This window comes from Planococcus donghaensis, assembly GCF_001687665.2.
Lineage (GTDB): Bacteria > Bacillota > Bacilli > Bacillales_A > Planococcaceae > Planococcus > Planococcus donghaensis.
Genome location: NZ_CP016543.2, coordinates 2,090,518 through 2,114,783, shown reverse-complemented (window position 1 = coordinate 2,114,783; position 24,266 = coordinate 2,090,518). Strand labels below are relative to the sequence as shown.

26 protein-coding genes are annotated in these 24,266 nt (G+C 41.0%); 25 read left to right on the top strand and 1 reads right to left on the bottom strand.

Annotation, left to right across the window (positions count from 1 at the left end):
• Positions 1-108 precede the first annotated feature (108 nt).
• Positions 109-297: a 50S ribosomal protein L28 gene (rpmB, locus tag BCM40_RS10630; RefSeq protein WP_006828787.1), complete on the bottom strand. Its 189-nt coding sequence runs from the start codon at positions 295-297 to the stop codon at positions 109-111.
• A 220-nt stretch (positions 298-517) separates the two neighbouring features.
• On the opposite strand from rpmB, the gene BCM40_RS10625 reads away from it, so the two are divergent.
• The 25 genes from BCM40_RS10625 (at position 518) to sucD (ending at position 24,130) form a co-directional block, all read left to right on the top strand.
• Positions 518-880 carry an Asp23/Gls24 family envelope stress response protein gene (locus BCM40_RS10625; protein ID WP_008430809.1) on the top strand — a complete coding sequence of 121 codons (363 nt, stop codon included), beginning with the start codon at positions 518-520 and terminating at the stop codon, positions 878-880.
• 18 nt (positions 881-898) lie between these two features.
• Complete coding sequence (locus BCM40_RS10620) at positions 899-2,551, top strand: DAK2 domain-containing protein (RefSeq protein ID WP_065525951.1); 1,653 nt, start codon at positions 899-901, stop codon at positions 2,549-2,551.
• Positions 2,552-2,683: 132 nt separating this feature from the next.
• A complete protein-coding gene (sdaAB, locus tag BCM40_RS10615; protein WP_065525952.1) occupies positions 2,684-3,346 on the top strand; it encodes an L-serine ammonia-lyase, iron-sulfur-dependent subunit beta in 663 nt (220 codons plus the stop codon).
• A gap of 16 nt (positions 3,347-3,362) precedes the next feature.
• A complete protein-coding gene (gene sdaAA, locus BCM40_RS10610) occupies positions 3,363-4,262 on the top strand; it encodes an L-serine ammonia-lyase, iron-sulfur-dependent, subunit alpha (RefSeq protein WP_008430813.1) in 900 nt (299 codons plus the stop codon).
• On the top strand, positions 4,252-6,294 hold the full coding sequence (gene recG, locus BCM40_RS10605; protein ID WP_065527687.1) for an ATP-dependent DNA helicase RecG: 2,043 nt from the start codon (positions 4,252-4,254) through the stop codon (positions 6,292-6,294). The genes sdaAA and recG overlap by 11 nt, the downstream gene beginning before the upstream one ends.
• A gap of 89 nt (positions 6,295-6,383) precedes the next feature.
• Complete coding sequence (fapR, locus tag BCM40_RS10600) at positions 6,384-6,968, top strand: transcription factor FapR (protein WP_065525953.1); 585 nt, start codon at positions 6,384-6,386, stop codon at positions 6,966-6,968.
• Entirely contained in the window at positions 6,965-7,963 is a 999-nt protein-coding gene (gene plsX, locus BCM40_RS10595; RefSeq protein ID WP_065525954.1) for a phosphate acyltransferase PlsX, read from the top strand. Before fapR ends, plsX begins: the two co-directional genes overlap by 4 nt.
• Positions 7,953-8,891 (top strand): ACP S-malonyltransferase, encoded by a 939-nt coding sequence (gene fabD / locus BCM40_RS10590; protein ID WP_065525955.1) that lies wholly within the window; start codon positions 7,953-7,955, stop codon positions 8,889-8,891. Before plsX ends, fabD begins: the two co-directional genes overlap by 11 nt.
• On the top strand, positions 8,888-9,634 hold the full coding sequence (gene fabG / locus BCM40_RS10585) for a 3-oxoacyl-[acyl-carrier-protein] reductase (RefSeq protein ID WP_065525956.1): 747 nt from the start codon (positions 8,888-8,890) through the stop codon (positions 9,632-9,634). Before fabD ends, fabG begins: the two co-directional genes overlap by 4 nt.
• Before the next feature lie 40 nt (positions 9,635-9,674).
• Positions 9,675-9,908, top strand: a complete 234-nt coding sequence (locus BCM40_RS10580; RefSeq protein ID WP_008430824.1) for an acyl carrier protein — start codon at positions 9,675-9,677, stop codon at positions 9,906-9,908.
• 123 nt (positions 9,909-10,031) lie between these two features.
• The gene (rnc, locus tag BCM40_RS10575; RefSeq protein WP_065525957.1) at positions 10,032-10,787 is read left to right on the top strand and encodes a ribonuclease III; all 756 of its coding nucleotides are present in this window, start codon (positions 10,032-10,034) and stop codon (positions 10,785-10,787) included.
• A gap of 2 nt (positions 10,788-10,789) precedes the next feature.
• A complete protein-coding gene (smc, locus tag BCM40_RS10570) occupies positions 10,790-14,338 on the top strand; it encodes a chromosome segregation protein SMC (RefSeq protein WP_065525958.1) in 3,549 nt (1,182 codons plus the stop codon).
• A gap of 17 nt (positions 14,339-14,355) precedes the next feature.
• Entirely contained in the window at positions 14,356-15,372 is a 1,017-nt protein-coding gene (gene ftsY / locus BCM40_RS10565; RefSeq protein ID WP_065525959.1) for a signal recognition particle-docking protein FtsY, read from the top strand.
• A 67-nt stretch (positions 15,373-15,439) separates the two neighbouring features.
• Complete coding sequence (locus BCM40_RS10560; protein WP_039863254.1) at positions 15,440-15,763, top strand: putative DNA-binding protein; 324 nt, start codon at positions 15,440-15,442, stop codon at positions 15,761-15,763.
• Between the two features lie 12 nt (positions 15,764-15,775).
• Positions 15,776-17,134, top strand: a complete 1,359-nt coding sequence (gene ffh, locus BCM40_RS10555; RefSeq protein WP_065525960.1) for a signal recognition particle protein — start codon at positions 15,776-15,778, stop codon at positions 17,132-17,134.
• Between the two features lie 93 nt (positions 17,135-17,227).
• Entirely contained in the window at positions 17,228-17,500 is a 273-nt protein-coding gene (gene rpsP / locus BCM40_RS10550) for a 30S ribosomal protein S16 (RefSeq protein WP_008430833.1), read from the top strand.
• Between the two features lie 13 nt (positions 17,501-17,513).
• Positions 17,514-17,747, top strand: coding sequence for a KH domain-containing protein (locus BCM40_RS10545; protein ID WP_008430834.1), 234 nt, complete (start codon positions 17,514-17,516; stop codon positions 17,745-17,747).
• 66 nt (positions 17,748-17,813) lie between these two features.
• On the top strand, positions 17,814-18,329 hold the full coding sequence (gene rimM, locus BCM40_RS10540; RefSeq protein ID WP_008430835.1) for a ribosome maturation factor RimM: 516 nt from the start codon (positions 17,814-17,816) through the stop codon (positions 18,327-18,329).
• Complete coding sequence (gene trmD, locus BCM40_RS10535) at positions 18,329-19,054, top strand: tRNA (guanosine(37)-N1)-methyltransferase TrmD (RefSeq protein ID WP_065525961.1); 726 nt, start codon at positions 18,329-18,331, stop codon at positions 19,052-19,054. Before rimM ends, trmD begins: the two co-directional genes overlap by 1 nt.
• Positions 19,055-19,190: 136 nt before the next feature.
• Entirely contained in the window at positions 19,191-19,535 is a 345-nt protein-coding gene (gene rplS / locus BCM40_RS10530; RefSeq protein ID WP_008430837.1) for a 50S ribosomal protein L19, read from the top strand.
• A gap of 99 nt (positions 19,536-19,634) precedes the next feature.
• Entirely contained in the window at positions 19,635-20,192 is a 558-nt protein-coding gene (lepB, locus tag BCM40_RS10525) for a signal peptidase I (protein WP_065525962.1), read from the top strand.
• Between the two features lie 11 nt (positions 20,193-20,203).
• Positions 20,204-21,070, top strand: a complete 867-nt coding sequence (gene ylqF / locus BCM40_RS10520; protein ID WP_065525963.1) for a ribosome biogenesis GTPase YlqF — start codon at positions 20,204-20,206, stop codon at positions 21,068-21,070.
• A gap of 86 nt (positions 21,071-21,156) precedes the next feature.
• Positions 21,157-21,936: a ribonuclease HII gene (locus tag BCM40_RS10515; RefSeq protein ID WP_065525964.1), complete on the top strand. Its 780-nt coding sequence runs from the start codon at positions 21,157-21,159 to the stop codon at positions 21,934-21,936.
• A gap of 112 nt (positions 21,937-22,048) precedes the next feature.
• Positions 22,049-23,209 (top strand): ADP-forming succinate--CoA ligase subunit beta, encoded by a 1,161-nt coding sequence (gene sucC, locus BCM40_RS10510; protein WP_008430842.1) that lies wholly within the window; start codon positions 22,049-22,051, stop codon positions 23,207-23,209.
• A gap of 18 nt (positions 23,210-23,227) precedes the next feature.
• Complete coding sequence (sucD, locus tag BCM40_RS10505; RefSeq protein ID WP_008430844.1) at positions 23,228-24,130, top strand: succinate--CoA ligase subunit alpha; 903 nt, start codon at positions 23,228-23,230, stop codon at positions 24,128-24,130.
• The last annotated feature ends 136 nt before the right edge of the window (positions 24,131-24,266 follow it).

Genomic DNA, 24,266 nt, shown 5'->3' with positions numbered 1-24,266 from the left:
ATTTGTTTTTCTGTGCCCTTTTTAGATGCTTTTTTAAGTGTAGGTAAACATTCAACCACGAAAAAATGCCAGGCTGATTAGATCAGCACTGGCATTATCCATGAGCGATTATACGCGCTCAACTTTTCCTGATTTCATGGCTCTTGCAGAAACCCATACACGTTTCGGTTTACCGTCTACAAGGATGCGAACTTTTTGAAGGTTTGCTCCCCATGTACGTTTTGTCGAATTCATTGCGTGCGAACGGGCATTTCCGGCGCGAGCTTTACGTCCACTAACTGCACATACTTTAGGCATGTAAGTCCCTCCTCACAAGTGAAGCTGAAAATTATAATAGAATTTCAGTTCGTTTTTCGTTTCACATACTTTAATAATTTACCACAGACATATCGCGTTTGCAACTATATTTGAAGGTCTTTAAAGAAAAAAACCTTTACACCTTAAAACGTTGGCTTTTCATCTATAAGTCTTTAAGGTAGAATGATAAGAGTGAAATAGGACTCAAGGAGGAATTTCCATGTCGATTGAATTAAAGAACGAATATGGTCAAATCGATATTTCCAATGATGTAGTTGCTCAAATAGCAGGCGGCGCAGCGATTGAATGTTACGGTATTGTAGGCATGGCGACGAAACACCAAATACGCGATGGTCTGACAGATATACTCCGCAAAGAAAATTTTGCAAAAGGAGTTATTGTGCGTCAAGAAGATGAAAATTTGGTTATTGATATGTACGTCATCATCAGCTACGGAACAAAAATTTCTGAAGTGGCTTATCAAGTCCAGTCCAAAGTGAAATATACAATCACACAAACATTGGGTATGTCCGTAAAAGCAGTAAATATTTTTGTCCAAGGAGTTCGTGTAACGAACCCGTAGGAGGAGGAAGAAACAGATATGAAGTCATTAAATGGCGTGAAGTTCGCAGAAATGGTTCAGATGGGGTCTCACCATCTTTTTCAAAATGCGGATTATGTTGATGCATTAAATGTTTTTCCGGTACCTGATGGAGACACAGGTACCAATATGAATTTGTCGATGACATCTGGAGCAAAAGAAACAACTGCTCAAGCCGATGCTCATATTGGCAAAACAGCAGGAGCTTTGTCTAAAGGGCTATTAATGGGCGCGCGAGGCAACTCTGGCGTTATTTTGTCACAGCTTTTTAGAGGTTTTGGTAAATACATCGCCTCAGAATCAGAATTGACTGCACTTAAATTTGCAGAAGCTCTGCAACACGGTGTAGAAACAGCTTATAAAGCTGTTATGAAACCAGTTGAAGGTACGATTTTGACAGTCGCAAAAGATGCGGCTGCTAAAGGCATGGAAATAGCTAAAACCGAACAAGACATCATTGCTTTTTTTGAAGCTGTAGTAACTGAAGCACAAGCTTCTTTAGAGCGTACACCTGACTTATTGCCAGTATTAAAAGAAGTAGGCGTAGTTGATAGTGGCGGTCAAGGGCTTGTTTATGTGTATGAAGGATTTCTTGCTTCACTTAAAGGTGAAGAACTTCCAGAAAAACATGCACATCATTCAATGACTGATCTAGTAAGTGCAGAACATCATAAAAACATTGCCGGTTTCATGGATACTGCTGATATCGAATTTGGCTATTGCACTGAGTTTATGGTGAAATTCGAAGAAGGCAAAAAAGAGTTTAACGAAGCTATGTTCCGTTCCGACTTGAGTGGATACGGGGATTCGCTATTAGTTATCGCTGATGATGAAGTCGCGAAAATTCACATCCATTCAGAAGAACCAGGAAAAGTGCTTACATATGGTCAAGATTATGGAAGCTTGATCAGTATGAAAATCGAAAATATGCGTCAACAGCATATCGATATTGTAGGCGAAGATTTCCAAAAAAACGCACCTAAAAAACAAGCTACACATCCTTATGCAGTCGTGACGGTTGCCATGGGCGAAGGAATTGCTGAACTATTACGCAGTATCGGGGCTTCGTATGTGATCGAAGGCGGACAAACAATGAACCCTTCAACAGAAGATATTGTGAACGCGGTTAAGTCGATTGGTGCAGAACGTGTTCTTATTTTGCCTAACAATAAAAACATCATCATGGCTGCAGAACAAGCAGCTGAACTTTTAGATATTGAAGCGGCTGTAGTACCGACGACAGATGTACCTCAAGGAATGTCTGCATTGCTTGCTTTTAACCCAGGTGCATCCGTTGAGGATAACCAAGCAACAATGGCAAGTGCTTCTAAACATGTGAAATCTGGTTCTGTCACATTTGCAGTCCGTGATACATCAATTGATGGTGTTGAAATTAAAAAAGATGATTTCATGGGTATTTCTGAAGGGAAGATTATTGTTTCTGACAGTAAGCTTGAATTTGTTACAGAAGAACTGGCCAAAAAGTTAGTGGGTAGCGAAGCAGAAATCGTCACAATTCTTTATGGAGAAGATACGACAGAAGCTGATGCTCAAAAATTAGGCGAATTCATCGAATCGTTAAATAGCGATGTTGAAGTTGAAATTCATAACGGCAAGCAACCTTTGTATCCATTTATCCTAGCGGTAGAGTAAATTTCTTTTTGTTAGTGGAATATCGTCAAAAGCTAAGGCGCATACGAATGTATGCGCTTTTTTATTTTTGTGAAATATGGCAAAATCATGTACACTAACAGTATACGTAACCGAAAGTGAGGGGTTTGAGCCATGAAGTTCAAATCTGTTTTTGATATAATCGGCCCGGTTATGATTGGGCCATCTTCTTCGCATACTGCGGGAGCAGCCCGCATCGGAAGAGTAGCGAGAGATTTGTTTGGTAGACAACCGGATTGGGCGAAAGTACACCTTTACGGTTCATTTGCAGAAACTTATAAAGGTCACAGTACAGATGTGGCAATTATTGGTGGATTATTAGATTACGATACTTTTGATGAACGCATCAAAACTTCTTTTGAAGAAGCACAAAATGCAGGAATGACGTTTGAGTTTATTCCTGAAACAGGTCATGTAGATCACCCGAATACCGCACGTATCGTCATTGGTGACAAAGATTCTGAAATGTCGATGATGGGCATTTCAATTGGTGGCGGTAAAATTGAAATAACAGAACTTAACGGATTTCCTCTACGGTTGTCGGGGAACCATCCGGCGATTCTGGTCGTCCATGAAGATCGTTCAGGATGTATCGCAAATGTCGCTAATTGCCTGTACAAATACGATATCAACATCGGTCATATGGAAGTTTCCCGAAAAGAAAGAGGGCATATGGCCTTGATGGTAATTGAAGTCGATCAAAATGTGGACAAAGAAGTGATGGACGATTTGCGAAAACTTCCGAATATCACGCAAGTGACAAGAATCGCCGATTAAATTGGAGGGCTAAACTATGGAAGCTTTATTCCGTAATGTAAGAGAATTGGTTGAACGAGCTGAAAAAGAAGAAAAACTGATTTCAGAAATCATGATTGAGCAGGAAATGCTTATGACCGATCGTTCACGTGAAGATATAATGATTCAAATGGACCGTAATTTAACGGTCATGGAAGAAGCAGTAGAAAAAGGATTAAAAGGTGTTCATTCTGTATCTGGATTAACAGGTGGAGATGCTGTGCTATTGCAAAAATACCGTGAAACCGGGAATGCGCTTTCAGGAGATTTATTGCTTGATGCAGTAAGCAAAGCTGTTGCAACAAATGAAGTTAACGCAGCAATGGGTACCATTTGTGCAACGCCAACAGCTGGTTCAGCGGGTGTTGTACCTGGCACATTATTTGCTGTGCAAAACAAGTTAAATCCAACACGCGAGCAAATGATCCGTTATTTATTTACGGCGGGAGCATTTGGATTTGTTGTGGCTAACAATGCTTCGATTTCAGGCGCAGCTGGTGGATGCCAAGCTGAAGTTGGATCGGCAGCAGGGATGGCTTCGGCAGCAATTATTGAAATGGCAGGAGGTACTCCGCAACAAAGTTCGGAAGCCTTCGCAATTACGATGAAAAATATGCTTGGCCTCGTTTGCGATCCAGTGGCGGGATTAGTAGAAGTGCCTTGTGTAAAACGTAATGCAATGGGAGCAGCAAATGCAGTCGTAGCTGCTGACATGGCATTAGCGGGGGTAACGAGCCGTATTCCGTGTGATGAAGTAATTGGCGCGATGTTTGAAATCGGCCAATCAATGCCGAGTGCGCTAAGAGAAACCGCTAAAGGTGGACTTGCCGCAACTCCTACCGGAAGATGGCTCGAATCGAAAATTTTCGGAGGAGCAGTTGTTGGTAGTGGGCAGTAATGATTCTGTCGCCACATTAAAAGGAGTAGGCAAACAAGCTGCTGAAACTTTACAGGAAATGAAAATTGAAACGCTCCATGATTTAATCATGACATTTCCGTATCGCCATGAAGATTTTCAATTAAAAGATTTGGCAGATACACCTCATAATGAACGTGTAACCGTGGAGGGAAGGGTCGAAAGTGAACCTTCCGTCCTTTTTTTAGGTAAGAACAAATCGCGTACACAAGTCCGTGTATTGGTAGGGCGTCATTTAGTAAAAGCGATTTTCTTTAATCAGCCATATGTAAAAGCTAAATTGCATTTAGGTGAAATCATTACAGTAACCGGTAAATGGGATCGCGGTCGACAAGTGATTACTGTATCAAGCCATACGATAGGTCCGCGTACGAATGGAGCAGATTTTGAACCGGTTTATAGCTTGAAAGGCAGTATTCACCAAAAAACCTTTCGAAAATTGATGCGACAAGCATTAGATTTAGTGAAAGAAGATATAGAAGATTGTTTGCCGCAGTCGCTCGTGGACACGTACCAGTTAGCGCCAATTCAAGACGCATTGGAGTGGGTTCATTTTCCTCCGGATGGCGAAAAAGTAAAACAAGCGCGCAGACGCTTTGTTTACGAAGAACTATTGGTATTTCAATTGAAAATGCAAGCGTTACGTAAGAAAAACCGTGAAGAAGAAGGCGGCTCTTTTATCGATTACGACTTAGAACAACTCAAAAAGTTTATCGACTCTTTGCCGTTTGATTTGACAGCTGCTCAAAAACGAGTGGTCAATGAAATTTGCAAAGACATGAAAGAACCTTTCCGAATGAATCGACTATTGCAAGGAGATGTAGGTTCCGGAAAAACGGTCGTAGCGGCAATTGCTTTATATGCAGCTTTCACTGCTGGATTGCAAGGTGCGTTAATGGCGCCTACTGAAATATTAGCAGAACAACATGCCAACACATTAGAACAATGGTTCCGTCCGTTTTCGTTGAATATTGCGCTGTTAACAGGTTCGGTTAAAGGCAAGAAACGGCAGTTAATATTGGACCAATTAGCGGCAGGCGAAATTGACTTGTTGATAGGGACACATGCTTTGATCCAACCGGAAGTGCGATTTGATAAATTAGGACTTGTCATTACAGATGAGCAGCATCGTTTTGGCGTAGACCAACGTCGCGTATTAAAAGACAAAGGCTATAATCCAGATGTTTTGTTTATGACAGCAACGCCAATTCCGCGAACATTAGCGATTTCTGCGTTTGGTGAAATGGATGTTTCGATTATCGATGAAATGCCCGTAGGACGAAAAGAGATTGAAACGTATTGGATGAAAAAAGAGATGTTTGGCAAAATTGTTGGGCGCATGGAAAAAGAGTTGGCAGCCGGCAGGCAGGCGTATGTTATTTGCCCGCTGATTGAAGAGTCGGATAAACTGGATTATCAAAATGCAGTCGATTTGTTTCAACAACTGGCGATTTATTTTAAAGACCGTTTTACGGTCGGTTTGATGCATGGTCGTTTGCATCCTGATGAAAAAGAACAAACGATGCGTGAGTTTTCGGAAGGTCAAGTCGATGTATTAGTATCCACAACTGTTGTGGAAGTTGGCGTGAATGTACCGAATGCATCATTTATGCTGATCTATGATGCGGAGCGTTTTGGCTTGTCTCAGCTTCACCAATTACGCGGACGTGTAGGACGCGGCAGTGAACAGTCTTATTGTGTGTTGCTGGCAGATCCGAAAACAGAAATTGGGAAAGAACGTATGACGACCATGACAGAAACGAACGATGGCTTTGTGTTAGCAGAAAAAGATTTGCAGTTGAGAGGCCCGGGTGACTTTTTCGGTCGCAAGCAAAGTGGCATACCCGAATTTAAAATGGCGGATTTAATCCATGATTATCGTGCGCTTGAAGCGGCTAGAAAAGATGCTGAAAAACTAATTAGTAGCGATGAATTTTGGCACGCAGATGACATGGCTTGTTTGCGATTGCAAATTGAACAATCAGGTGTATTGTCAGGTGGAAGACTCGATTAAGAATGCAAGGTATTAATTTTCCTTGCATTCTTTTTTTGTTATTTATATACTCATATTAGTACCAAGTGCTAATAGCGGGCGGTGACATAGTGAAAAGACCAAAAAAACAGCGACAACAAGCGTTGAAAGAGTCGATTAAAGAAAATCCTTTTGTGACCGATGAAGAACTTTCAGTCACATTTAACGTAAGTGTCCAAACAATTCGATTAGACCGAATGGAGCTTGCCATTCCAGAATTGAGAGAGCGCATTAAACACGTTGCTGTAAAAACGTTTGAAGACGAAGTAAAATCGTTGCCAATTGATGAAGTAATTGGCGAGATTATTGATATTGAATTAGATAAAAAAGCAATTTCAATTTTCGATGTAAAACCAGAGCATGTTTTTCAACGTAACCAAATTGCCAGAGGTCATCATTTATTTGCTCAAGCTAATTCGTTAGCAGTAGCAGTAATGAACGAAGAATTGGCATTGACGGTAAAGTCGGAACTGCAATTTTTGCGACCGGTTACGGCTGGACAACGGATTGTTGCTAAAGCGGAAGTAGTCGACAGTCACCCTGAAAAAAACAGGGCGTTTGTAAAAGTGACTTCTTCTGTTGAACAACAAACGGTTTTTATTGGTACATTTGAAATGTATCGAATGACAGAACAAAGTGAAGGTGACGTAAAGTGAGAATAGCAGTAGATGCAATGGGTGGAGACAATGCCCCAAAAGAAATTGTCGCGGGTGTCTATAAAGCGTTAGAAGAATTTACTGATATCGAAATTCAATTATATGGTCATGAAGATAAGATGAAAGAATTTCTGAAGGAACATGATCGTCTAACAATCGTTCATTGTGAAGAAGTAATTACATCAGAAGATGACCCTGCACGGTCGGTTAAACGGAAAAAAGATGCTTCGATGGTTCGAATGGCGCAAGCGGTAAAAGACGGAAATGCAGATGGTTGTGTGTCTGCGGGGAATACTGGAGCACTTATGTCAGCAGGACTGTTTATCGTTGGGCGTATTGACGGAGTAGATCGTCCGGCATTAGCTCCAACCTTGCCGACAATTGATAGCAAAGGGTTTGTCATGCTTGATTTAGGGGCCAATGCTGAAGCTAAGCCAGAACACCTTGTGCAGTATGCAATTATGGGCAGCATTTATGCTGAAAAAGTTCGCGGCATTAAAAATCCAACAGTGGGCTTGTTGAATATCGGAACTGAAGAGAAAAAAGGCAATGATTTAACAAAAGCTGCGTTTCCTTTATTAAAAGAAGCACCTGTTAATTTTATTGGCAACGTGGAGTCTCGTGATTTATTAAATGGCGTGGCGGATGTTGTTGTAACCGATGGTTTTACTGGCAATATGGTGCTAAAAACTATTGAAGGAACGGCAATGAACGTGTTTGCGATGATGAAAGATGTCTTCATGAGCTCAGTTAAAACAAAAGTGGCGGCTTTTCTTGTGAAAGATGACTTGAAAGGGTTAAAAGGCATGTTAGATTATAGCGAGTACGGTGGTGCCGGATTATTCGGCTTAAAAGCACCAGTTATAAAAGCGCATGGCTCGTCAAATGCCAATGCCTTATTCAATGCGATACGCCAAACGCGTACCATGATTGAGTTTGATGTAACAGGCACGATTTATAGTACGTTGAAAAAGGAGACATTACATGAAGACTAAGATTGCATTTATTTATCCAGGTCAAGGTTCGCAAACTGTTGGCATGGGTGAGAGTTTTTTAACAGACGACACGAGCCGTAATTTCTTTGAAAGTGCCAACCAAGCACTTGATTTAGATTTATCAAAGTTAATGCTAGAAGGTCCACAAGAAGAGTTGACGTTAACATATCATGCGCAGCCAGCCCTTCTAACCGTAAGTTCGATGATTACAGAACGATTGATTCGTGCAGGGATTAGACCAGATTTTACAGCTGGTCACAGTCTTGGCGAATACAGCGCGCTTGTAACTTCAAATGTGTTAGAATTTCCAACAGCGGTAAATATTGTACATAAGCGTGGATTGTTTATGAATACGGCATTCCCAGCAGGTGAAGGGACGATGGCGGCTATTTTAGGCATGGAAAGTGATGAACTCGAAAAAGTAACAAATGAAGTAACAGATACGACAGGTGTTGTTCAATTAGCAAACTTAAATTGCCCTGGACAAATCGTTATTTCGGGTACAAAAGCAGGCGTTGAGCAAGCGTGTATCGTTGCTAAAGAACGCGGAGCTAAGCGAGCCATTCCACTTGATGTGAGCGGGCCGTTTCACTCGGAATTGATGCGTTCAGCGTCACAAGATTTAGCAAAAGAACTTAGCATGTCGTTCTTGTTAGATGCGAAAGTGCCTGTTATTTCAAACGTGACAGCCAAAGCAGAGACAAATGCGACGCAAATCCAAGATCTTCTCGTTCGTCAATTGTATTCTCCGGTGCTATGGGAACAGTCAGTGCGTGAAATGATAGATCTTGGTGTCACAGTATTTGTTGAAATTGGTCCAGGAAAAGTATTGAGTGGATTAGTGAAAAAAATTGACCGTTCAGTGAAAACTTTGCCTGTCTATGACTTGGAGTCATTTGAAAAAGCGGTAGAGGAGTTGGCGAAATGAGTAAACTTGCAGGGAAAACAGCAATTATTACGGGCGGATCTCGTGGGATCGGGGCAGAAATAGCGCGTAAATTTGCAGCAGACGGTGCGAAAGTTGTTGTAAATTATAGCGGCAGTCAAGAAAAAGCTGAAGCGGTAGTGGCGGATATCGAAGCGAATGGCGGCAATGCCATTGCAGTTAAAGCCAATGTAGCGGATGCAGAATCGGTAAAAGCAATGGTTGATGAAACGATGAAAACCTTTGGTTCTGTCGATATTTTAGTGAATAATGCAGGCATCACGCGTGATAACTTAATGATGCGCATGAAAGATGATGAATGGGATGATGTTATTAACATCAACTTAAAAGGCGTATTTATTTGCACAAAAGCAGTAACCCGTCAAATGATGAAACAGCGTTCTGGACGAATTGTCAATATTGCCTCAATTGTGGGCGTAATGGGCAATGCTGGTCAAGCAAATTATGTTGCTGCAAAAGCGGGAGTCATCGGCTTAACAAAAACGACAGCGCGTGAACTAGCGAGTCGTGGAATTACAGCAAATGCGGTAGCTCCTGGATTTATCACGACCGACATGACTGAACAATTAAGTGATGATGTTCAAAAAACGATGATGGGACAAATTCCATTAGGTCGTTTTGGCGCACCAGAAGACGTTGCAAAAGCTGCACTATTCCTAGCTTCAGATGATGCTTCCTATATGACAGGACAAACGCTTCATCTTGACGGCGGCATGGTCATGTAGGTAATTTTTTTGTATACTGATTTGAGGGGAGGTGACGACATTGTCAACAGTATTAGATAGAGTAACTAAAGTAATCGTGGATCGTCTAGGTGTAGAAGAAAGCGAAGTGAAACTTGAAGCTTCTTTCACAGGTGACCTAGGTGCAGATTCATTGGACGTAGTAGAACTTGTTATGGAACTTGAAGATGAGTTCGATATGGAAATTTCTGACGAAGACGCTGAAAACATGACTACAGTAGGCGACGCAGTAACGTATATCGAAAAGAAACAATAATATGTAAACATCTATTGGCGCACGATTGCTGTTATACTAAGCGATTGTGCGTCAATTCTCTTTTGCACATTAGTTGGAAAACAGGTAAAATTGAAAGAAGTACACAAAGGAAGGCAGATAAAAATGGCGATAAATAGAAAAACAAATCATCAAAAGCCTGGCGTCTTAAAAGAAAGCGCTAAAGTAGCATTTGAACAATTGCAAAAAGAGCTGAATATCACATTCAATAAGCCTGCATTGCTGTATCAAGCTTTCACCCATTCATCTTATGTGAATGAGCATCGAAGAAAACAATTTACCGATAACGAACGCCTGGAGTTTCTAGGAGATGCAGTATTGGAGTTATCCGTTTCGCATTACCTATACATGAAGTATCCGGAAATGAGCGAAGGCGAATTGACGAAACTGCGTGCTGCAATCGTTTGTGAACCTTCACTGGTTATGTTTGCTAATGAACTTGGGTTTGGGAAATACATCCTTTTAGGCAAAGGAGAAGAGTTAACTGGTGGTCGGACGCGTCCGGCACTACTAGCTGACGTTTTCGAATCGTATATCGGTGCGCTTTATCTAGACCAAGGGTTAGAGCCTGTGGTTGCGTTTTTGGAAATGGTATTATTTCCAAAAGTAGATATCGGTGCTTTTTCGCATGTGATGGATTATAAGAGTCAATTGCAGGAATTGGTTCAGCAAAAAAATAATGGCACATTGAGTTATGAAATTATAGATGAAATCGGTCCGGCCCACAGCCGTGTATTTGTCACTCGCGTTTCTCTAGCAGATAGAGAACTTGGGGTCGGAAATGGCCGATCAAAAAAAGAAGCGGAACAGCAAGCAGCTCAGCTGGCAATCCGTAAATTGCAAGAAGCGGCGGAGGAGTAATAATGTTTTTGAAGAGATTGGAAGTCATGGGGTTCAAGTCGTTTGCTGATCGTATTGGCATCGACTTTGTACCAGGAGTAACAGCGGTCGTTGGACCAAACGGTAGCGGTAAAAGCAATGTTACCGATGCCATCCGCTGGGTGCTCGGAGAACAATCAGCAAAATCACTGCGAGGAGCTAAAATGGAGGATGTCATTTTTGCCGGCAGTGATTCAAGAAAACCGTTAAATTTTGCGGAAGTAACATTAATTTTAGATAATACAGATGGCCGAGTCCCTCTTGATTACAGCGAAATCAGCGTAACGAGAAGGGTTTTTCGCAGTGGTGAAAGTGCTTATTTATTAAACAAACAAAATTGCCGGCTTAAAGATATTACGGACTTGTTCATGGATTCCGGACTTGGGAAAGAAGCTTTTTCGATCATCTCGCAAGGACGAGTAGATGAAATTTTGAATTCCAAAGCAGAAGAGCGTCGGTCAATCTTCGAGGAAGCAGCGGGCGTTTTAAAATATAAGCAGCGCAAGAAAAAAGCTGAAATCAAATTAAATGAAACGGATGAAAACCTGAACCGGGTGCTTGATATTTTACATGAATTGGACGGACGAATGGAACCGCTTCAAATTCAAGCTTCCACTGCTAGAGATTTTCTCGATATGAACGAGCAGTTAAAAGATGCAGATATCGCTTTGCTAGCGCATGATGCAGGAAACCTTGAACAAGAGCTAAATCATTTGGCGCAGGAAGCTGCATCTCATTCAAAAAACGAGCAGCAACTATCAGCAGAAATTAATGACAAAGAGCGTCTTGTCTCCAACATACGAAAGACGCTTTTTGATATGGATAATAAAATAGACAAAGCGCAAAATGCTTTAGTCGAAGCTAGTGCAGAGACAGAAAAGTGGCAAGGGCGCAAATTATTAATGTCTGAGAAAAAGAGCAATGCGGATCGTCAAGCATTGCAATTGCAAGAAAATGTAGAGGCAGAAAAACAAGAAAACGAACTTTTAAAGAAAAAACATAGCGAGCAATTGGCATTATTAGAAGAACGCAAAACTGAGCGTCACTCAATTCGAACTGCCATTCAGCAACTCGAAGAACAGCTCAACCGGACACCAGCAGATATCGACAATGAAATCGAAAATTGCAAGTCAATCTATATTGATTTGATGAATGAGCAAGCAACCGTTAAAAATGAGTTGAAAAATATTGGCTTGCAAGAACAACAACTAACAGAGTCTACCGGACGCATTAGTACACAACGAGCCGATTTCACTGCAGAACTTTCTAAGTTAAAAGCTGAAAAAGCACGTGCAGAAAAAGAACTTAAAGAAGCTAGGTCCTCATTAGACAATAAACGTAAGGAATATAAAGAAAGTGAAGCTGCTTACCAACAGCAAAAGCAGGCTTTCGAACAAAAACAATCAATGCTGTTCCAGGCATACCAGTCGCAAAAGCAATTGGCAGCTCGTATTGAAACGCTACAAGAATTAGAAGCTGATTTTTCTGGCTTTTTCCAAGGGGTACGAGAAGTATTGGTAGCTCGTGAAAAAGGTCAATTGCAAGGGATTAGAGGAGCGGTTGCTGAACTCGCTCAAGTAGAGAAAAACTACGCGAAAGCGATTGAAACAGCTTTAGGTGCTTCGAGTCAGCACATTGTAACGGAAAATGAGCAGCATGCGCGCGAAGCAATCGATTTTCTACGAAAGAAAAGAGCAGGTCGTTCGACATTTCTTCCAATGACAGTTATGAAGCCAAGAATGATTCCTGATCACACGCTAGCGGCGGTAAGCAAACACCCGTCATATATTAATATGGCATTTGAATTGGTTAGCTATGATCCGCAATATGGCATGATTATTGAAAATCTACTAGGTAACGTAATTATCGCTGAGGATCTTAAAGGGGCAACGGCGATTGCTAAAGCCATAGGGAACCGATTCCGCGTTGTGACACTTGAAGGCGATATCGTCAATGCAGGTGGATCGATGACAGGAGGCGCGAACAAAACGCAAGCTTCTTTCTTTACGCGAAAAGCCGAGTTAGAGCAATTGCTTGTTCAGGCTACTGAATTAGAAGAAACCATCTTAACCGCTGAAAAAACAGTACGTACAGAACAAGAAACAGTAAAAGCGGCGGAAGAAGCAATTCGGATTTTGCAAACTGAAGGTGAAAAATATCGTGATTTAGAAGCGGAAAGCGCGATTCTGTTGCGGGAAATAGAAGCGGTGTTAAAAACTACATTAGAGCGATTTGATATTTTTCAAGCCGAACAGAAAAACAAGGAATACGATTTAACCGCGATCACTAAACGTAAGGAAACAGCATCGATGCGACTTGAAAGCATTGTCGGTGAATTAAATGACATCACAGTAAAGATCGACGAATTAACTTTGTTTAAGCAACAAAACGAGTCGGCGCGGGATCAAGTGCTAGGGAAGTTGGCTGAACAAAAATCTCTTTATGCCGTGACAAAAGAACGCGTTGCGCAATTAACAGCAAGCGAAGCCGAACTGTTTGAACGACTAGAAAAAAGCAATCAAAAATTGCAAGATCATCAAAAAGAACTGGAATGGATTCAATCAGAAGAAGCAGCAAAAGTGTATTCTGATGAAGAAATTTTACAAGAAATAAAAGTATGGTCTGCAAAAAAAATTCAGATTCAACAAACCGTCAATGAAACAAAAGAACAACGTGCAAAAGAACAAACTAGCTTAAACAATTTAGAAGAAAACTTGAAAGAGCAGCAACGCATTTACAAAGGTTATGTAGAAGCCATTCGAATTTATGAAGTCAAATCAACACGTTTAGAAGTTCAAATCCAAAGCTTGATCTCACAGCTCGAAACTAATTATCAATTGACAATGGAGCAAGCTAAACAGTTTGAAATGATGGACGAAGAAACAGCAGTCCGTAGAAAAGTAAAGCTGCTCAAGCAGTCTATTGAAGAATTGGGTCCTGTTCATGTAGGGGCAATAGAAGAGTACGAGCACGTTTCAGATCGCCACGCCTTTTTAACCGAGCAACGCGACGATTTGAACGAAGCAAAAGAAACATTGCGTACATTGATTCGCGAAATGGACGTTGAAATGACGAGTCGTTTTGATGAGACTTTCCATGCAATCCGTATACAGTTCCAACGTGTCTTTAAAGAGTTATTTGGCGGTGGATCGGCGGACTTAGTGTTAACCAATCCTAAAGATATGTTAATGACGGGAGTCGAGATTATTGCGCAACCGCCCGGTAAAAAACTACAGAATTTGAGTTTGCTATCAGGAGGAGAACGTGCACTAACTGCTATTGCATTATTATTTGCGATTTTAAATGTGCGACCGGTACCGTTTTGTGTTCTAGATGAAGTTGAAGCGGCGCTTGATGAATCAAATGTCGTACGGTACAGTCAATACTTGAAGAAGTTCAGTGAAGACACGCAATTTATCGTCATTACACACCGCAAAGGAACTATGGAAGGTGCCGATGTTTTATATGGCATCACCATGCAAGAGTCCGGAATTTCCAAGTTAGTATCAGTCAAGCTCGAAGAAAAAATCTGAAAAAGGAGTGTTTATTTGTGAGTTTCTTCAAAAAATTAAAAGATAAATTTGCTGGCAATACCGAAGCTGAAGAATCAACTGAAAAATACAAAGAGGGATTAGCCAAAACCCGTATAGGCTTTACATCAAAAATTAATGATTTGGTAGCGAAATACCGTAAAGTGGATGAAGATTTCTTTGAAGAATTAGAAGAGATTTTACTGCAAGCGGATGTGGGCTTTGAAACCGTTATCGAATTGATGGACGACTTACGTTTTGAAGTTCAGCGCAAAAATGTTAAAGATACTTCAAATGTTCAATCCGTTATTTCAGAAAAGTTGGTGGAAATTTATGAAGCTGGTGAAGCCGAGATCAATGAGATTAACTTTGTTGAAGGATTAACCGTTATTTTAATGGTTGGTGTCAATGGCGTTGGGAAAACGACTACGATTGGCAAACTAGCTCACCGCTTTAAAAGTGAAGGAAAAACCGTTATGTTAGCAGCCGGTGATACTTTCCGAGCAGGCGCAATTGAACAATTGGATGTTTGGGGCAAACGTGTTGGTGTGGATGTCATCAAACAAAGTGAAGGATCGGATCCTGCTGCTGTTATGTACGATGCTGTACGCTCAGCGAAGTCTCGCGGTGTCGATGTGTTAATCTGTGACACAGCAGGACGTTTGCAAAACAAAGTTAATTTGATGAATGAACTTCAAAAAGTTCATCGCGTTATTTCACGTGAAATTCCTGGTGCTCCACATGAAGTGTTATTGGCTCTTGATGCGACAACAGGTCAAAATGCGATGCTACAAGCTCAAACGTTTAAAGAGGTAACAGATGTAACAGGGATTGTCTTAACGAAACTTGATGGCACAGCAAAAGGCGGAATTGTTTTAGCGATCCGTAACAAGTTGAAAATTCCCGTTAAATATGTCGGACTTGGCGAAAAAATGGACGATTTACAGCCGTTTGATGCACAAAAATACGTCTACGGGCTATTTGCTGAAGGATTGGATAAAGAACAACAGTTAGAAGATGAAGAAGCAGACAAGTAAAATTACTTGACAGCACTATTGTTATTCAGTATTCTAAGCAAGAGAACGAGTGGGGTGAGTGTCAATGATGGGACTAGAAAAAACAACACGCATGAATTATTTGTTTGATTTCTATCAGGAACTACTGACACCTAAACAGCGCAGTTATATGATGCTGTATTATTTAGATGACCATTCACTGGGTGAAATTGCTGAAGAATATGACATTACCCGTCAAGCAGTATACGATAATATTCGCCGGACGGAAGCGATGCTAGAAGAATATGAACGCAAATTGCAGCTTTTTGAGAAATTTCAGAAACGGCAGCAATTGGTTTCGTCATTTGAAAAAGAGCCATTCACAGAAGAACGTATCCAGCAGTTTTTGGGCGAGCTAAAGGAATGGGATTAGGAGGCGGAAAGAATGGCATTTGAAGGTTTATCCGAACGCCTGCAAGGTACGATGACTAAGATTAAAGGCAAAGGTAAAGTCAACGAAGCAGACGTTAAAGAAATGATGCGTGAAGTTCGTTTCGCCTTGATCGAAGCGGATGTCAATTTAAAAGTCGTAAAAGAATTCGTTAAGAAAATCAGTGAACGAGCGATTGGCCAAGATGTCATGGATAGCTTAACGCCAGGACAACAAGTCGTTAAAATCGTTAAAGATGAGCTAACGGAATTGATGGGCGGCGAAGAACGGAAAATTGAGTTTTCAACAAAACAGCCAACAGTTATTATGATGGTTGGTTTACAAGGTGCCGGTAAAACGACAACTACTGGGAAACTCGCTAATTTATTGCGTAGAAAACACAATCGTAAACCGCTATTAGTAGCGGCCGATGTGTATCGTCCAGCAGCAATTCAGCAGCTCGAGACGATCGGTAAGCAATTATCATTACCCGTTTTCTCTAAAGGGACAGATATGTCTCCTGTAGAGATTGCGCGTCAAGCAATCGAGCATGCAAAGGCTGAGCATTTGGATACGGTCATTATAGATACGGCGGGACGTTTACATGTAGATGAAGCGTTAATGCAGGAATTAAAGGATATTCGTGCGCTTAAAGAGCCAGATGAAATCTTCCTAGTGGTCGATTCAATGACAGGTCAAGATGCAGTCAATGTTGCTCAAAACTTTGATGAAGCGATTGGCATCACAGGCGTCGTTTTAACGAAGCTTGATGGTGATACACGAGGCGGTGCGGCATTATCCATTCGTTCTGTCACTCAAAAACCGATTAAATTTGTCGGGATGGGTGAAAAAATGGATGCGTTAGAAGCGTTCCATCCTGAACGTATGGCATCGCGAATACTTGGCATGGGCGATATGTTGTCCTTGATCGAAAAAGCGCAGTCGAGTGTGGATGAAGTAAAAGCAAAAGAACTAGAAGAGAAATTCAGAACTTCGACATTTACTTTTGATGATTTCCTTGAGCAAATGTCACAAGTAAAACAAATGGGACCGTTAGATGAAATTTTAAAAATGCTCCCTGGGGCCAATAAAATCAAAGGGCTTGAAAACGCAAAAGTCGATGAAAGCCAAATGGATCGTGTTGAAGCGATTATTTATTCGATGACAAAAAAAGAAAAAACAACACCTGAAATTATTAACGCAAGTCGTAAAAAACGAATTGCTAAAGGTTCAGGAACCAATATTCAAGATGTCAACAGACTGTTAAAACAGTTTGAAGATATGAAGAAAATGATGAAACAAATGTCTGGCATGAACACGAAAAAAGGTAGAAAAAAGATGGGAATGCCAGGGCTAGACTCGCTTTTTAAATAAAATTTTAAGGTGTTAAGAAAAAATACTTTACAAACTATTTAAAGCTTGCTAATATAATATCTTGTGTGAAACTATTCGGAGGTGCTTTAAGAAATGGCAGTAAAAATTCGCTTGAAACGTATGGGAGCTAAAAAATCTCCTTTTTACCGTATTGTAGTAGCTGACTCACGTGCTCCACGTGACGGCCGTCAAATTCAAACAGTAGGTACTTACAACCCACTGACAGTTCCAGCTGAAGTTAAAATCGACGAAGAGCTAGTGTTGAAATGGCTTCATGATGGCGCTAAACCATCTGATACAGTACGCAACTTGTTTTCTCAAAAAGGCATTATGGAGAAATTCCATAACGAAAAACTAAACAAGTAAGGGAGAGTTTCTTATGAAGCAGCTGATTGAGACCATTGTGAAACCGTTAGTTGATTATCCGGAAGAAGTTCGTGTCGATACCGACGAAAACGCAAGCCGAATTGTCTACAAGCTTTCTGTGCATCCAGAAGATACAGGGAAAGTGATCGGGAAGCAGGGACGTGTAGCGAAAGCTGTTCGTTCAATTGTGTACTCAGCAGCAGGCGGTTATCATAAGAAAAAAACTTATCTCGATATTGTGGATTAAGAAAAAGAAGGAGCCCCGGTTCCTTCTTTTTTTTTCAGAAAAATAACCTAGAAAGGATGTTTGCTTGTGCAATGGTTTAACGTAGGGAAAATTGTCAATACACACGGAATCCGTGGAGAAGTACGTGTTTTATCACGTACCGATTTTCCAGAAGAACGATTTGCCGTGGGGACAAAGCTTGGGCTTTTCACTCCGGATGCAAAAAAACCAATCATGGTGAAAATCGCCAGTCATCGCCAACATAAAAACTTTGAGTTGCTAACTTTTGAAGGCTATCCAAACATTAATGATGTTGAGCCGTTTAAAGAGTCGTACTTGAGAATTGCTGAACACGATTTGACAGAACTCGAAGAAAACGCTTTTTATCATCATGAAATTCTTGGGTGTGCAGTATATTCAACAGAAGGTCAAGAACTTGGGAAGATCACAGAGATTTTGGAGACAGGTGCCAATGATGTATGGGAAGTAACGCCTGAAAAGGGCAAGAAACATTACATCCCTTATACAGAAGAAATTGTCAAAGAAGTAGATATCGATGAAAAAAAAGTAATCATCGAAGTGATTGAAGGGCTATTGTCTTGATGAACATCCATGTGCTATCGCTGTTTCCCCCGATGTTTGAAGGTGTTTTTCAACATTCGATTATGAGAAAAGCGCAAGATAAAAATGCCGTTAGTTTGAATGTAGTCGATATTCGTGAATTTGCTGATAACAAACGGCAAGTTGATGACTATCCATTTGGTGGTGGGGCTGGAATGGTGTTAAAACCAGAACCGATTTTTAATGCGGTGGAAAGTCTTGCGCCAAAAAGCAAACGACGTGTTATTTTATTATGCCCGCAAGGCGAACGCTTTACGCAGAAGAAAGCTGAAGAGTTGGCAACTGAAGAAGAATTGGTGTTTATTTGTGGCCATTACGAAGGATATGACGAACGCATTCGAGAGCATTTGGTAACAGATGAAATTTCGATCGGTGATTTTGTGCTCACTGGTGGAGAATTAGCTGCGATGACAGTAATCGATAGTGTCGTTAGGTTGCTTCCAGGGGTACTAGGTAACGCTGATTCACCTATACGTGACTCATTCTCTACAGGACTACTAGAACATCCACAATACACTCGTCCGGCTGATTTTAGAGGATGGAAAGTACCTGATGTTTTAACTTCTGGTAATCATGGAAAAGTCGATCAATGGCGTGAAGAACAAACATTAAAACGGACGCTCGAAAGGCGTCCAGACTTGCTCGAAAAAATCGAGTTGAGCGATAAGCAACAGAAAATAATTGATAGATTAACGAAAGAAAAATAGAATTTAAGTAGCTCTTGCATGAGTTAATGATCAGTGGTATCATGGACAATGTACTTTTATGTGAAGTACAGGATCACGATGTTCCGCTGCAACAGTGATATGGTGTAAGAGCGTCTGTAGAAGGAGAGAAAAAATAATGCAAAACATTATTACAGAAATCACTAAAGAACAGCTTCGTACGGACCTACCTAAGTTCCGTCCTGGAGACACTGTTCGTGTCCACGTTAAAGTTGTCGAGGGTACACGCGAACGTGTTCAGGTATACGAAGGAGTCGTAATTAGCCGTCGCGGAGGCGGAATCAGTGAATCATTCACTGTTCGCAAAATCTCTTACGGTGTTGGTGTTGAGCGTACATTCCCTGTACACACACCAAAAATTGCACAGCTTGAAGTTATGCGTCGTGGTAAAGTACGTCGTGCGAAATTGTACTACTTGCGTGACCTACGCGGTAAAGCAGCTCGTATTAAAGAAATTCGATAAGATGGCATGGATGAAAGAGGGCGCTTGCGCCCTCTTTCTTTTTGCTAAAAAGTGTATTTCCTTGTACAATTAAAACAGTAAGTTTGGGGAGGAACACGCATGGAGACTGAAGTGAAGAAGAAAAATGAAATGTGGGAATGGTCCAAAGCTTTATTGATTGCCTTCGGCTTGGCAGCAATTATTCGTTTCTTTTTATTCACGCCGATTGTAGTAGATGGAGAGTCAATGATGCCTACCCTAGAAGACGGGGATCGCATGATTGTTAACAAAATCGGTTATTCAGTCGGGGAACCTGACCGTTTCGATATTATTGTTTTTCATGCCCCAGAAAAAAAGGATTACATTAAACGTATAATTGGGTTGCCAGGCGATCATATCGCATATGAAGATGATCAGTTATATATAAATGGAGAAGCAATAGAAGAACCTTATTTAGATGTTTATAAACAAGGCATTACAGGTACACTTACAGAAGATTTTGACTTGGTAGATGTTACAGGAGAAAATACAATACCTGAAGGAACTATCTTTGTCATGGGCGATAATCGCCGAGCGAGTAAGGACAGCCGACACATCGGGTTGGTATCAACCGACGAAGTGATAGGCGACACAAGTTTCGTTTTCTGGCCCTTGGCTGAAGCGGGAATTGTAAAATAAGGAGTGGTTTTATGACGATACAATGGTTTCCTGGACATATGGCAAAAGCGCGAAGACAAGTTACCGAAAAGCTGAAATTAGTGGATATTATTTTTGAACTTGTTGACGCCAGGTTACCTTTATCTTCACGAAATCCAATGATCGATCAAGTGATTCAGCAAAAACCACGTCTTATTATTTTAAATAAAATGGACATGGCCGATGAAGTTGAAACGAAAAAATGGATTCGTTATTTCGAGGATCAAGGTACACGCGCTGTTGCGATCAACTCACTTGAAGGTAGAGGGTTGCAATTGGTGACAAAAGCTTCAAAAGAAATACTCGAAGAAAAATGGGACCGCATGGTTGCAAAGGGCATTAAGCCTCGTGCGATTCGTGCGATGATTGTTGGAATTCCGAACGTTGGAAAATCGACACTCATAAACCGTTTATCGAAAAAAAGCTTAGCGAAAACGGGTAATATGCCAGGTGTCACAAAAGCGCAACAATGGATCAAAGTAGGCAAAGAAATTGAGTTGTTGGATACGCCGGGAATTTTATGGCCGAAGTTTGAAGATCCAGAAACAGGATTAAAATTAGCTGTTACAGGTGCCATTAAAGATTCAGTAATCCAAATGCAAGAACTAGCTATCTATGCGTTAAAGTTTTTAGAAGAGCGCTATCCAGAACGTATGAAAGAGCGTTACGGCATTGATCATATTGATGAGGAAATTGTTCATACATTTGATCATATTGGCAACAAGCGACGTTGTTTAGATCAACACGGTGAAGTCGATTATGAAATGACTGCTGAAGTGATTGTAAGAGACATTCGCAATCAACATTTAGGCAAAGTAACATTTGATTATAGAGATGAAATGATTGAAGAAGAAGAGTGAGCATTCGCTCTTTTTAACAAGAGCTGTTCCTCGATTTTGAGGGACAGCTTTTTACATATCGAGAAAAATTGAAAGAAGTTGAATAGATGCTAAAAATCACCGAAATAAAAGAAAAGCTAAAAATGACCACTGAATGGCAACCGTGGATGAGTGAAATCGAAAACGATTCCAGGAAAAGTGTACAAACCTTATTAACGTCATGGCGGAAAAAGCAACTTCAACGAAAAAAGTTGCTGGATGATCATAATGACAAGTTAGCATTTGATGAGTCATTTCGAAAAGAAAGTGTGGATTTAGTGGCAGGAATTGACGAAGCAGGTAGAGGGCCTCTTGCGGGTCCTGTTGTAACAGCGGCTGTTATTTTGCCAGAAGATTGTTCAGATCTAGTCGGCTTAGATGATTCTAAACAATTAAGTAAAGCAAAACGCGATGAACTGGCTAAAACGATAAAAAAGATCGCTATAAGTTATGCTGTGCATGTTCAATCACCCGAAGAAATTGATCGACTGAATATTTACCAAGCAACAAAAAGTTCGATGACAGAAGCCGCGCAAGCATTAACTCCTGCGCCTGACATAGTATTGGCTGATGCAATGATGCTTGAACTTCAAATGCCTTGTGAGTCCATTATCAAAGGGGATGCAAAAAGCTTGAGTATAGCGGCAGCTTCGATTTTAGCGAAAACAGGGAGAGACGCATTAATGACAGAATATGCTGTTCAATATCCTCAGTATGGATTCGAAAAACATGCTGGCTATGGTACGAAAGAGCATGTTGCGGCACTTGAAAAATATGGACCTTGCGAAATTCATCGCACAACATTCGAACCGATAAAAACGCTTTTGACGAAAAATTCACTGTTTTGATCATACGAAGTTTTGTCAGAATAACGAACAACGGTGGACATTCTACGACAACTTTAATACAATGGTATAGGCAATAAAATTACGATAGAGATGTTTGATTGGAGGATGACAGATGAATATCCATGAATATCAAGGTAAAGAACTCCTCAGACAATATGGCGTAGCAGTTTCATACGGCACCGTTGCTTTTTCTCCAGAAGAAGCAGTTAAGGCAGCTAAAGAACTGAGTACGGATGTTGTCGTGGTAAAAGCACAAATCCACGCAGGTGGACGAGGCAAAGCTGGCGGTGTTAAAATCGCTAAAAATCTGGACGAAGTCCGTACATATGCGAAAGAACTTTTAGGTAAAGTTCTTGTGACTCACCAGACAGGTCCAGAAGGTAAAGAAATCAAACGCCTTTTGATCGAAGAAGGATCTGACATTAAGAAGGAGTATTACATCGGATTGGTGCTTGACCGCCAAACTGCTCGTGTTACTCTTATGGGCTCTGAAGAGGGCGGAGTAGATATCGAAGAAGTTTCTGAAAACACTCCTGAAAAAATCTTTAAAGAAGTAATCGATCCAGTAATCGGTTTGACTGGTTTCCAGGCACGCCGTATGGCTTTCAACATGAACATTCCGCCAAAGCTTGTTAACAAAGCGGCGAAATTCATGCTTGGACTATACACTGTATTTATCGAAAAAGACGCTTCTATCGTTGAGATTAACCCGTTAGTTGAAACTGGCGACGGCAATATTTTAGCGCTTGATGCGAAATTCGATTTCGATGAAAACGCTCTTTACCGCCACAAAGACATTGTGGAACTTCGCGATTTCGACGAAGAGGATCCAAAAGAAATTGAAGCTTCTAAGTATGACTTGAGCTACATTTCTTTAGATGGGAACATCGGCTGTATGGTTAACGGCGCCGGACTTGCTATGGCAACTATGGACACGATCAACTATTACGGCGGAACACCCGCTAACTTCCTTGACGTTGGGGGCGGTGCCACTGCTGAGAAAGTAACGGAAGCTTTCAAAATCATTCTTTCTGATAAGAATGTAAAAGGAATTTTCGTTAACATTTTCGGCGGTATTATGAAGTGTGACATCATTGCGGAAGGCGTAATTCAAGCTGCTAAAGAAGTAAGCCTTGAAGTGCCATTAGTAGTCCGTCTTGAAGGAACAAACGTAGAACTTGGTAAAAAACTGCTTAATGAATCAGGTCTTAATATCGTAGCTGCTGGAACAATGGCAGACGGCGCTAAACAGATCGTAGAACTTGTAGGCTAAAGAAGGGCAGGGACAAAAATGAGTGTATACATTAATAAAGACACAAAAGTGCTTGTACAAGGAATTACAGGGTCAACTGCCCTTTTCCATACAAAGCAAATGCTTGAATACGGAACGAAAATCGTTGCGGGTGTAACACCAGGTAAAGGCGGAACTGAAGCTGAAGGCGTACCTGTCTTCAATACTGTTGAAGAAGCAGTAAAAGCTACAGGAGCTAACGTATCTGTAATTTACGTACCGGCACCTTTCGCTGCAGACGCAATTCTTGAAGCTGTTGAAGCTGAGCTTGACATGGCAATCTGTATCACTGAGCACATTCCAGTATTGGATATGGTAAAAGTGAACCGTTACATGGAAGGCAAGAAAACACGTCTTGTTGGACCTAACTGCCCGGGCGTTATTACTCCGGACGAATGTAAAATCGGCATCATGCCTGGATACATTCACAAAAAAGGACATGTTGGCGTTGTTTCACGTTCAGGTACACTGACGTATGAAGCGACTCACCAATTGTCTGAAGAGGGAATTGGCCAATCGACAGCTGTCGGTATTGGTGGAGACCCAGTAAACGGTACAAACTTTATCGATGTGTTGAAAGAATTCAACGAAGATGAAGATACGTACGCAGTTGTTATGATCGGTGAAATCGGCGGAACAGCTGAAGAAGAAGCTGCTGAGTGGGTTAAAGCGAACATGACAAAACCTGTTGTAGGATTTATTGGCGGACAAACTGCACCTGAAGGAAAACGTATGGGCCATGCCGGTGCGATTATTTCTGGCGGTAAAGGAACAGCTGCTGATAAAATCAAAGCAATGAACGAAGCTGGAATCGAAGTTGCAGACACTCCATCAGTAATTGGAGAAACTTTGATCAAAGTGATTAAAGAAAAAGGTTTATACGACAAGTGTAAAACTCATTAATAAACAAAAGACTCAAACTCTTGGTTAAACAAGAGCTTGAGTCTTTTTTTATGTATATGTTATGCGTAACCGCATTATTCTATTGAAAAAAACACTTGTTACGATGAAAAAAGGATGAACATAGACTCATTTAAAA